The 10785-nt window shown below is 71.9% G+C and carries 12 protein-coding genes; 8 read left to right on the forward strand and 4 right to left on the reverse strand.

Annotated features, from left to right (window positions below):
- From Q0D57_RS17720 to Q0D57_RS17740, 5 genes are all read left to right on the forward strand, one after another.
- On the forward strand, nt 1–706 hold a 706-nt coding region (locus Q0D57_RS17720), incomplete at its 5' end, for a proton-conducting transporter membrane subunit (RefSeq protein WP_291046535.1).
- Nucleotides 703–1341: a Na+/H+ antiporter subunit E gene (locus tag Q0D57_RS17725; protein WP_291046537.1), complete on the forward strand. Its 639-nt coding sequence runs from the start codon at nt 703–705 to the stop codon at nt 1339–1341. The genes Q0D57_RS17720 and Q0D57_RS17725, both read left to right, overlap by 4 nt.
- Nucleotides 1338–1601 carry a monovalent cation/H+ antiporter complex subunit F gene (locus Q0D57_RS17730; protein WP_291046540.1) on the forward strand — a complete coding sequence of 88 codons (264 nt, stop codon included), beginning with the start codon at nt 1338–1340 and terminating at the stop codon, nt 1599–1601. Before Q0D57_RS17725 ends, Q0D57_RS17730 begins: the two co-directional genes overlap by 4 nt.
- Nucleotides 1598–2095, forward strand: coding sequence for a monovalent cation/H(+) antiporter subunit G (gene mnhG / locus Q0D57_RS17735; protein ID WP_291046541.1), 498 nt, complete (start codon nt 1598–1600; stop codon nt 2093–2095). Before Q0D57_RS17730 ends, mnhG begins: the two co-directional genes overlap by 4 nt.
- A gap of 85 nt (nt 2096–2180) precedes the next feature.
- Nucleotides 2181–3524 carry an ion channel protein gene (locus Q0D57_RS17740; protein WP_291046543.1) on the forward strand — a complete coding sequence of 448 codons (1344 nt, stop codon included), beginning with the start codon at nt 2181–2183 and terminating at the stop codon, nt 3522–3524.
- A 523-nt stretch (nt 3525–4047) separates the two neighbouring features.
- On the opposite strand, the gene Q0D57_RS17745 is transcribed toward Q0D57_RS17740, so the two are convergent.
- The gene (locus Q0D57_RS17745) at nt 4048–5067 is read right to left on the reverse strand and encodes an alpha/beta hydrolase (protein ID WP_291046544.1); all 1020 of its coding nucleotides are present in this window, start codon (nt 5065–5067) and stop codon (nt 4048–4050) included.
- A 107-nt stretch (nt 5068–5174) separates the two neighbouring features.
- On the opposite strand from Q0D57_RS17745, the gene Q0D57_RS17750 reads away from it, so the two are divergent.
- From Q0D57_RS17750 to Q0D57_RS17760, 3 genes are all read left to right on the forward strand, one after another.
- The gene (locus Q0D57_RS17750) at nt 5175–5582 is read left to right on the forward strand and encodes a biopolymer transporter Tol (RefSeq protein ID WP_291046546.1); all 408 of its coding nucleotides are present in this window, start codon (nt 5175–5177) and stop codon (nt 5580–5582) included.
- A gap of 108 nt (nt 5583–5690) precedes the next feature.
- Nucleotides 5691–5885 carry a DUF3253 domain-containing protein gene (locus tag Q0D57_RS17755; protein WP_291046549.1) on the forward strand — a complete coding sequence of 65 codons (195 nt, stop codon included), beginning with the start codon at nt 5691–5693 and terminating at the stop codon, nt 5883–5885.
- 289 nt (nt 5886–6174) lie between these two features.
- On the forward strand, nt 6175–6567 hold the full coding sequence (locus tag Q0D57_RS17760) for an SRPBCC family protein (protein WP_291046551.1): 393 nt from the start codon (nt 6175–6177) through the stop codon (nt 6565–6567).
- A gap of 95 nt (nt 6568–6662) precedes the next feature.
- Here Q0D57_RS17760 and Q0D57_RS17765 read toward each other — a convergent pair whose 3' ends face one another.
- From Q0D57_RS17765 to Q0D57_RS17775, 3 genes are all read right to left on the reverse strand, one after another.
- The gene (locus Q0D57_RS17765) at nt 6663–8177 is read right to left on the reverse strand and encodes an aldehyde dehydrogenase (NADP(+)) (protein WP_291046553.1); all 1515 of its coding nucleotides are present in this window, start codon (nt 8175–8177) and stop codon (nt 6663–6665) included.
- Between the two features lie 257 nt (nt 8178–8434).
- The gene (locus tag Q0D57_RS17770) at nt 8435–9460 is read right to left on the reverse strand and encodes a LacI family DNA-binding transcriptional regulator (protein ID WP_291046555.1); all 1026 of its coding nucleotides are present in this window, start codon (nt 9458–9460) and stop codon (nt 8435–8437) included.
- A gap of 11 nt (nt 9461–9471) precedes the next feature.
- Nucleotides 9472–10728, reverse strand: coding sequence for a fumarylacetoacetate hydrolase family protein (locus tag Q0D57_RS17775; RefSeq protein ID WP_291046558.1), 1257 nt, complete (start codon nt 10726–10728; stop codon nt 9472–9474).
- Nucleotides 10729–10785: the final 57 nt, after the last annotated feature.

The raw sequence follows: 10785 nt of genomic DNA on the forward strand, positions 1-10785 counted from the left end.
GATCTTCGGCGTGGCCATCGGCACCGAGCTCGCCACCGGAGCCACGATCTACTACATCGTGCACCACATCATGGTGCAGACCGCGCTCTTCCTCGTGGTGGGGCTGATCGAGCGGGTGGGCACGTCGACGTCGATCACGCACCTCGGCGGGCTGCTCAAGAAGGCGCCCTTCGTGGCGATCCTGTTCTTCCTCGGCGCGCTCAACCTCGGCGGCATCCCACCGTTCTCCGGATTCCTCGGCAAGCTCGGGCTGTTCGAGGCCGGAGCCGCGAGCCCGAGCCCGCTCGTCTACGTCATGATCGGCGCCGGAACCGTCACGTCGCTCCTCACCCTCTACGCCCTCATGCGCGTGTGGAACATGGCGTTCTGGCGGCCCAAGGAGGACGTGGAGGGCTACGAGTCCCCCCTCATGGAGTCGCTGCAGGAGAGCCCCGAGCAGCAGAACGGCTCGGCCACCGGCGTCGCCACCGCGACCGGCACGACGCTCAGCACCTCGAAGCTCATGGTGGGGGCGACGACCGGGCTCGTGGCGCTGACGCTCTGCCTGACCGTGTTCGCCGGACCGCTGTTCGATCTCGCGCAGCGGGCCGCGGGGAACGTGGCTACGCCGTCGAACTACGTCGACTCGGTCTTCCCGAAGGGAAGCTCAGACGGCACTGCCCCGAAGGGAAGCTCAGACGGCACTGCTCCGGAGGGTGCGCCGTGAGCCCGCGCCGGCCCCGCGCGATCCGGGCGCGCATCGCGAGCGGGCTCGTGCCGTTCCTCGGGCTCGTGCTGCTCTGGATGCTGCTCTGGGGCCAGTTCACCTGGCTCGCCCTCGCCACGGGGGTCGTGCTGGCCATGGTCGTGTCGTCGGTGTTCTACCTGCCCGCCGTGCGGCTGAGCGGGCGGGTCAACCCGTGGCGCGCGCTGCTCTTCCTCGTCAAGCTGCTCGCCGACATCGTGGTGGCCTCGCTGCAGATCGCGTGGGTGGCCCTGAAGCCCCGCTACACGCCCTCGAACGCCATCATCGCCGTGCCGCTCCGCACCCGATCCGACCTCGTCATGACCTTCACGGCCGAGGCCGTCGCCCTCGTGCCCGGCTCGATCGTGCTCGACATCGACCGCGAGAACGCCACGCTCTACCTGCACTCGCTCAACGTCGCATCCGTCGACGACCTGCCGTTCCTCCGCCGGGCGGTGCTCGCCACCGAGCGGCGGCTCATCCTGGCCGCCGGGTCGTACGACGACCTCGCCCGCCTGAAGAAGTCGGAGGAGGCGATCGCCGCCGGCGCCGAACCGACGGCGCCGCCGGAGAAGGACAGCGACTACCGGGAGCAGACGGGAGGGAGCACCTCATGATCATCGTCATCGCGATCGCCGGTCTCCTCATGGCCGTCGGCGCCATCGGAGCCATCTGGCGCATCATCAAGGGGCCGTCGGCGCTCGACCGGATCATCGCATCCGACGTGCTCGTGGCCACGGTGATGTGCGCGCTCGGCGCCGAGATGGCCGTGAACCGGCACACCGACACCCTGCCGGTGATGCTCGGGCTCGCCCTGTTCGGCATCGTGGGCTCGGTGAGCGTGGCCCGCTTCCTCTCGTCGAGGGATGACACATGAGCCTCGACCTGGGATTCGGCGCCGACGGCTTCGGCGTGCGGGACGCCATCACGGCGGTGCTCGTGCTGCTCTCGGCCCTCATGTGCTTCGCGGCGGGGGTGGGCCTCGTGCGCTTCCCCGACGTGCTGTCGCGGCTGCACGCGGCCACGAAGCCGCAGATCCTCGGACTCATCGCGATCGTGGCCGACGTGGCCGTGACGAACCCGTCGGTGGGCACGGTGACCCTCGCGGTGGCGATCGTGTTCTTCCAGGGGCTCACGGCGCCCGCGTCGGCGCACATGGCGGGGAGGGCGGCGTATCGCACGGGGCACTTCCTGAGCGACACGCTGCTCGTCGACGAGTTCGCGCGGGTCGAGAGGCCCGCCGACGGGCCCGATCTCGATACGCCTGGTGGGGATTCGACGGACGCGGCGGACGCGCCGGACTCGACCGACTCGACCGCCGAGCTCGGTGACGAGAGCGACGCACCCGCCGACGACCTCGAGAAGCGGTGACGTCGCGCCTTCCGGTTCGGGCTCGACGCTGACAACGGATGCTGCCTGACGCCATACTGGTGACCATCGGAGGGCAGGGGGCGGCATGGCGGGTGGGAGCGCGGGTGGCGCCGGCGGTGCGGATTCGGGTGCCGGTGCGGCCTCGGGCGCTGGGCCTGGGGCAGGTGCACCCACCACGCGGCGGCAGCTGATCCTCGCGGTGCCGGCGCTGCTCATCGGCGTCCTCTCGGCGCTCGTGCTGTTCGCGCTCGACGAGCTCTCGGAGCTGCTCGAGCACGGCATCTGGTCGTCGCTCCCCGCGGCGGTCGGGCTCGATCCCTCGAGCGGCTGGTTCATCTTCGCCGTGCTGAGCCTCACCGGGCTCGCGATCGGCCTCGTGGTGCGGTTCGTGCCCGGCCACGGCGGGCGGGACTCCGCCGCGACCGACCTCATCTCGGCCCCGCAGCCGCTGAAGGCGCTGCCCTCGCTCGCCCTCGTCGCCGTGCTCGGGCTCGCGGGCGGCGTGAGCCTCGGGCCGGAGAGCCCCATCATCGCCATCAACTCCGGGCTCTTCGTGGCGATCATGGCGCGGTTCCTGCCGAAGGTGCCTCCGCAGCTCACGGTCATGCTCGCCGCGGCCGGCACGGTGGGCGCGCTGTTCGGCACGCCCGTGGCGGCGGCGCTCATCCTCACCGGGGTCGTGGCGGCGCTGCCGACCGGCGGCGAGCTGTGGGACAGGCTGTTCCTGCCGCTCGTGGCCGCCGGAGCGGGGTCGCTCACCATGACGCTGCTCGCGCATCCGACGTTCGAGCTCGGACTCCCGGTCTACGACACGGTGGCGCCCATCGACATCCTGAGCGCGGCGGGCATCGCGTCGGTGGCGGCACTCGCCGGGATCGGGTGCATCCTGCTGTTCCGGATGCTGCATCCGCTGTTCCACCGCATCGGCAACCCCGTGCTCTACATCACGCTGGGCGGCATGGTGCTCGGAGTGCTCGGTGCGATCGGCGGGCCGCTGACGCTCTTCAAGGGGCTCGCGCAGATGGCGGAGCTGCTCGAGACGCGGTCGGCGTACGGCACGGGGCAGGTGCTGCTGATCATCGCGGTCAAGCTCGTGGCGCTGGCGGTGGCTGCGGCGGCGGGCTTCCGTGGGGGGCACATCTTCCCGGCGGTGTTCATCGGGGTGGCGGCCGGCATCCTCGCGAACCTCGTGCTGCCCGGCGTGCCGCTCACGCTGTGCGTGGCGGCGGGGGTGCTCGGCCTCGTGCTCGCCATCAGCCGCGACGGCTGGATCGCGCTCTTCCTGGCGGTGATCGTCACCGGCAGCATCGCCCTCCTCCCCCTCATGTGCCTCGCGGTCCTCCCGGCCTGGCTCCTGGTCTCGAAGGCGCCCCCCATGATCATCGCGCCGCCCCCGCCGCCTCTCGCCTCCGCCCCCGCGGCTCCTTGACCCGACCCCGCTTCCGCCCCCGCTCCGGGTTCGAAACCGCACCCCTCCTCCCCTCCGCCCGCCTGAGCAGCCCGGAACGCCGCACGTGTGCGCTCCCGAACGCCGACGGCCCCGCCACCGCTCCCACTTGACACAAGATGTGTCAAGTCGCCCGTTTTGAGCGCACCTACTGTCAAGTGGATCCGCTGGGGAGGGTGAGGACGTTCGACCGCCTCGCGACTTGACACAAGATGTGCCAAGTCGGCAGTTTTGAGCGCATCTACTGTCAAGTGGAGTGACCGCCGACGGCTAGACGCCTCGGCCGCCTCGCCCACTTGACACAAGATGTGCCAAGTCGCGCGTCTTAGGCGCATCTACTGCCAAGTGGATGCGAGGGGTGCCAAGCACGGGATCACGTAGAAGGGCGGGACGTCAGCGAATGTCGGGCTCAGCGCGCGCGGGCCTCCAGAGACGCGGGCCGTACGAGTCCTTCCGGAGACGCGGGCGGTGCGCGGGCCTCCGGGACGCGGGCCGCGCGCGGGCCTCAGCGGGAGCGAGCGGGAGCGAAAGCGCGCCAGAGGATCTTGGCGTGGGCGGACTTCGCCCGGGCCACGCCTGCGTCGTCGCCGCGGAGGGCGCTCACCCACTCCGCGATGCGGCTGCCCGTGGCGCCGAGCACCATGGCGAGGTCGGTCACGCGCGGGGGCGGCACCTCGGCCTCGCGGGACGGCATGCGACCACGGCGGGCGAGGGCGCCGGCCAGGTGGTCGAGGGTGAGCTCGGCGACGCCGATGGCGTGGGCATTGATGATGGAGTGGGCCGCGCCCTCGATCTCCCAGGTGCGCACCGCGGCCGCCTTCCGCGCCGCACGAGCGAGGCTCGAGTGGAAGCGCCGCGGCGAGGTGCGATCGTGCTGCCCGCGGATGAGGAGCAGGTGGGCCTCGACGGACCCGATCCGCTCGCTCAGCCGGTAGCGCAGCATGTGCGGCAGCACCGTGAGGAAGTAGACGACGCCGCAGAGGATGTACGACGACAGCGCCGTGAGCATGAGATGCAGGTTCTCGTGCACCGCCGACTGCGCGAAGCGGATGCCCTGCACGGCGACCGCACGCTCCGCCTCGTTGATGACGGGGCTGACGAGCACGCCGTGGGTGAACTCCGGATGCCGCACGAGCACCTCGGTGACGACCTGGGTTCCCATGGAGTGGCCGATCAGCACCGGGTTCTCGAGGCCGTAGTGCTCGAGCACGCGCTCGACCTGGTCGGCGAAGAAGGCCGCGGTGGGCTGCTCCTCGGGGCGGCGCAGGCCCGCGAAGCCCGGCAGGTCGAGAGCGTAGACGTCGCCATGCTGCGCGAGCGTGGGCGCGAGGAACTCGAAGTACGTGGCCGCGACCCCGACCCCCGCGATGAGCACGAAGTCGTGCCCTCGGTGGGCCGCCTCCGCCCGCTCGCCCTCTCGCGTGACCACCTTCGTGACCCGGGTCGAGAGCGCCGTGCCGCCACGACCGGCATCGGTGCGCACGCGTTCGACGGTGAGCTCGATGGGCGGATCCTGGTCAGGCATCACCCCAGCATGGCAGGCCGGGTGGTCGTGGACGAGCGGCGGCGGGAGGTGGTGGACGGGCGTAGCGTCGAGGGCGGATGTGCAGGACCGGACGGAGGGTGGGTGCGATGGCAGCAAGCGACACCGGATCGGCGGGACCCCCGGAGAGCCCCTCCGACGACGAGCGCTGGCTGGTGGTCGGCGGGCGGCGGTGGCGGCGCGCCGATCCTGAGCTGCCGGCCGACGTGGTGGAGCAGCTGAAGTCGCACCTCGGCCGGGGCCGATCCGGTGTGGGAGCCGCCAAGCGACGCGGCGATCCGGATGCGGTGGCCGCCTCCCGCACGCGCGTCGGCCTCGCGAAGCACGGCCTCGGCGAACGCGGGCCCGCCTGGTGGGACGAACCGGTGCCCGACCGGATCACGCGGGCGCGCGACGCTTTGGCGGCCCTGGCGGAGCTCGACGCACATCCGGATGCTGAGCGCACCGAGGTCGTCGCGTCGGCACCTGAGGGGAAGGACCGCCATGACCGGGACTGACGGCGACGACGACGACGGCAACGAAGCACGGCTCGAGGCCGCCATCCTCGAGCTGCCGCGAAGCGGGCGCCCACCTCGACGATCTGCCCCTCCGATGCGGCGCGGGCCGTGGGCGGTGCCGACCCCGACGACTGGCGGCCGCTCATGGAGCCCGCTCGGCAGGCGGCCCAGCGGCTGGTGGAACGGGGCGAGGTGGACATCACGCAGGGTGGCGAAGTGGTCGACCTCGCCGGCGCCCGGGGGCCCATCCGCATCCGCCGCCGTCGGGAACTGCCGGACGGCGACCGCCCTGTGGAGGAGTGAGGCCAGGACGACGACGTGGCCGCGGCCTGACGGCGACAGCGGCATCAACATCGGCGGCGACGGCGACTGCGGACGCGACGGCCGTAGCGACGACAGCGGCAACGGCGTCGGCGCCGGCGACAGAAGGGGCGACGGCCACGGCAATAGCGGCAACGACGACGGCGGTGCTGGAGGGGGTGCCGGAGGCGGTGACAGCGGCGGTGACAGCGGCAGCGGGCGCGACGACAGCGGCAGCGGCGACGGCGCCGCCAGCGGGCCGCAGCGCTCGAGGAGGGCGTAGCGTCGAGGCATGACGTGGAACGTGCGGCACCTCACGACGGCGATCGACGCGGCACCCGAGGCGGTGGTGGCGATGGCGGGTGATCCCGCTCAGCTGCCACGGTGGGCCGCAGGGCTGAGCGCGGGCATCCGGCAGCAGGACGACGGGCGGTGGGTGACCGACTCCCCCATGGGCGAGGTCGAGGTGCGGTTCCTCGGACCGCTCGACGCCGGGGTGCTCGACCACGACGTCGTCTTCCCGGACGGCTCCGTCACCCGCAACCCCGTGCGGGTGGTGCCGAACGACGGGGGCAGCGAGGTGGTCTTCACCCTCTTCCAGCGCACCGGCATGAGCGACGCAGACTTCGCCGCCGACGCCCGCCAGGTGCAGGAGGACCTCGACCGGCTGGCCTCCCTCTTCTAGCCGCAACGGAGGAAGCCACCGCTCGAGAGCGGTGAAACATCCTCCGTTGCCGACAGAGGGCCCGAGCTTCCTCCGGGAAGAGCCGACGCGATGGCTCAGCCCGCGAGGTGCAGCACGCCGTCGACGCGGCGCGGGACGCCCGTGTACGCGTCGCGGAGCTCCTCCGGCAGCGCCGCCTCCGGCGCGTTCTGCCACGCGATCGGCCGCAGGAACCGCCGCACCGCAGTGACGCCCACCGAGGTGTGCTGCGAGTTCGTCGACGGCCACGGCCCGCCGTGCTGCTGCGCCCACGTGACGCGCACGCCCGTGGGGTAGCCGTTGAACACGACGCGTCCGGCGTTCGCCGAGAGGGTCGGCGTGAGGGAGGCGACGACGTCGGCCTCCGCCTCCTCGACGTGCAGCGTGGCCGTGAGCGACTGCGGGATGCGGCCGAACGCCTCGCGCACCTCGTCGAGCGAGCTGTAGCGCGCCACCACGATGAGCGGACCGAAGCACTCCTCGGCGATCGACTCGTCGAGGGTGGAGGCCTGGGTCTCGAGCAGGGTGGGCGCCACGCTGAAGCCCTCGGGCGCGTCGGCCGGAGCGTCGACTCCACGCGCGATCTCCGACGCCCCGGCCGCCGTGAGACGCCCCTCGATGTCGTCGAACGAGCCCCGGATGCGCCCATTCAGCAGCACCTGCGCCGGCGCGACCCTGGTGAGGTCGGCCAGGGCGTCGACGATCGACTGCCCCGTGGCATCCGCCGGCACGAAGGCGATGCCGGGCTTCGTGCAGAGCTGGCCTGCGGATCCGGTGTAGGAGGTGAAGAGGCCCGAGGCGATCTCGTCGCCGCGTGCCGCCGCCGCACCGGGCGACACCACGAGCGGGTTGATGCTCGAGAGCTCGCCGAAGAAGGGGATGGGATCGGGGCGGGTGTCGATCGCCTTCTGCAGGGCCGAGGCCGCGCCGAGCGATCCGGTGAAGCCCGCGGCCTTGATGGCGGGGTGCTTGACGAGCTCGACGCCCGCCTCCTGACCGTAGACGATTCCGAAGGTGCCTCGGGGGGCGCCCACGGCATCCGCGGCGCGCTGCAGGACCTCGTAGGAGAGCTTCGAGGTGAGCGGATGCGATCCGTGCGCCTTCACGACCACGGGCGAGCCGGCGGCGATGGCCGAGGCGACGTCGCCGCCGAGCACCGAGAAGGCGAAGGGGAAGTTGCTCGAGCCGAAGACGGCGACGGGGCCGATGGAGACGAGCATGCGGCGGACGTCGGGGCCCGGGCCGAGCGGGGTGTCGCCGGCGTGGTCGATGGCGGCCTCGACGAACGAGCCCTCGCGGACGGCCTCGGCGAACAGCTCGAACTGGAAGGCGCTGCGGCCGGACTCGCCGGTGAGGCGGGCGATGCCGAGGCCGGTCTCGGCATCGGCGGTGGCGACGAGCTCGTCGCGGGACTCGAGCACGGCGGCGGCCATGGCGTCGAGGAGCTGCGCGCGGAACTCGCGGCCGCGGCTCTGCAGCTCGTGCGCCGCGCCCTCGGCCCAGCGGGCGATGGTGTCGACGCCCTCGGGGGTCGTGGGCTTGAGGTCGGTGGCAGCGCTAACACCGGTGCGCGGATCTGTGGTGGTCAGCATTTTCATGTCCTTCGGTGTGGGTGACTTGACACAAGTTGTGCCAAGTGGGCGGTTATTCGCGCATCTTGTGTCAAGTCGGCGGATGGGTGGGGGTCGGGCGGCTGGTGGGGTGGGGGGGCGGTTCGCGGGTGGCTGAGTGGGGAGGGGCCAGGTGGGCGGGGTGGGGGGCGGCGAGTGGGTTCGAGAGATTAGGGGGGCGGGGTGACGTGGAGTGGAGGCTGGGCGGACGGTGGGGCGGGCGGGGCGGGCGGCGGCTACTACGCGCTCTCGCGCGCCACCACGGAGAAGCCGAGGTCGATGGCCTGGGTGTCGGCCGAGCGGTGGGTCATGCGGGCGAGCAGCAGCTCGCCGGCCACGGTGCCGATCTGCCGGTTGGGCACAGCCACCGTGGTGAGGGTCGGCACGAGGTGACGGCCGATCTCGAAGTCTCCGAAGCCCGTGATCGCGATGTCCTCCGGCACCCGGAGGCCCCGGCGCGCGCACTCGAGCAGGGCGCCCGCCGCGAAGACGTCGGAGGCGAACATGAGCACGTCGGTCTCCGGATGCGCCCGGAGCGTCTCATCCAGAAGCCGCCGGCCCGTCTCGTAGTCGACCGTGGAGGTTCCGGAGTCGACGACCCGCACGGGTTCGCCGGGCAGGAGCGCCGCCACCGACTCCTCGAAGCTCGCGCGCCGGGCCGCGGCACGGAAGTCACCGCGCTGCAGCGAGCCCGCGAACGTGGGGTGGGAGTACCCGCGCTCGACGGCGAACTCCACGACCGCGCGGATGGCCTCCCGGTTCGAGAAGCCCACGACGCTGTCGACGGGGTTGTCGCTGAGGTCCCAGGCCTCGACCACGGGAACCTTCGACTCGCGGAGCAGGTGGTCGGTGTTCGGCGAGTGGCTCGTTCCGACGATGAAGATGCCGTCGGGGCGGCGGCCGAGGAACGCGCGCACGAGCGCCTCCTCGTGCGCCGGCCGATATCCGGTCGAGCCGATGAAGAGCTGGTAGCCCTCGGTGGCGAGCACCTCCTCGAGCCCGTGCAGCGCATCCGCGAACACCGACGCCGAGATGGCGGGGATGATGGCCGCGACCGTCATGCTGCGGTTCGACGCGAGGTTCGACGCCGCGAGGTTGGGCACGTAGCCGGTCTCGGCGATGGAGGAGCGCACGCGCTCGAGGGTGAACTCGGAGACGAGCTCGGGGCTGCGGATGGAACGCGAGACGGTCTGCGGCGAGACCCCCGCGTGGCGCGCCACGTCTTCGAGCGTGACCGTGTTGGTCGAACGCCTCGACGGTGCCACCCGCGGCGGGATCACAGCAGGTTCCGGCTCGCCAGGTTCTTCATGAGCGAGCCGATTCCGAATACCCACGGCTCGCACCTCTCGCTCTGTTCGACCTGGTTCACCAGACTACCCAGTTCGGCCGACGAGATCCGCACGATGTCGCCGGTGTGATGGGTGAAGCCGCGGTCCGGCTCGTCACGGTCGACGATAGGGGCGAACATGGTGCCGAGCATGAGCAGGGCGCCGTCGGGGTACTGGTGGTGGGGACCGACGAGCTGGCCCACGAGGTCGACCGGGTCGCGGCTGATCTGCGACATCTCGGAGCTGCCGTCGAGGTGGAAGCCGTCGGTGCCGTCGATCCGGAGCGTGACCGTCATGGCGCGGACGGTGTCGAGCGTGAAGGGGGTGGTGCCGGATGCGTCGGACGTCGCGGATGCCTCGGGCGTCGTCTGCTCTTCGTCGAAGAGACGGATGAACGGGCCGAGTGCGCAGGAGGCGTTGTTGTCCTTCGCCTTCGGCAGCAGCAGGGCCGAGCGGCCCTCGACGTCGCGGAGGTTCACGTCGTTGCCGAGGGTCGCGCCCACGATGCGGCCGGTCGAGCTCACGAGGAGGGCGACCTCGGGTTCGGGGTTGTTCCAGTGCGAGGTCGAGAGCACGCCGACCTGGGTGGCCGTGCCCATCGCCGAGAGGGTCGGGCCCTTGGTGAAGATCTCGGCGTCGGGGCCGATGCCGACCTCGAGGTACTGGCTCCAGAGACCCTCGCCCACGAGGTACTGCTTGAGGGCGATGGCGGCCTCGGATCCGGGCTTGACCTCGCGCAGGTCGGTGCCGATCTCGGCCAGGATGCTGTCGCGCATCTTCGCGGCTGCATCCGCGTCGCCCTTGACGCGCTCCTCGATGACGCGCTCGATCATGGAGACCGCGAAGGTGACGCCGGCGGCCTTGAGGGTCTGCAGGTCGACGGGGGCGAGGAGCCACGGGCTCTCGGTGTCGCGGCCGGCCTCCGACGTGGCGGCGGCGGTGTTGGCGTAGAGCTCGTCGAAGCTTCCGAGCCGGGGTGCGCCCTCGGCGGCGGCGCGGGCGGCCGCGGCCGGGTGGGCCTCCTCGGCGAGGGCGCTCACGGTGGGGAAGGTGGCGCTGAGGTCGAAGACGCCGTCGTCGCGGATGAGGACGGGGCTCGGCCCTGCGACCGCCGGGTTCCAGACGCGCCCGACGAGGGTGCCGGCGTAGCCGTCGGCGGGGAGGGCGGTGGCGGCGTCGCCGGCCCAGGCGGTGGTGGTGGTCATGCGGGTCTCCTCGTCGATCGCGGTCCCCCACTTGACACAAGATGTGCCAAGTCGGCG

The organism is Herbiconiux sp. (assembly GCF_023264895.1).
In the GTDB taxonomy this organism is placed as follows: domain Bacteria; phylum Actinomycetota; class Actinomycetes; order Actinomycetales; family Microbacteriaceae; genus Herbiconiux.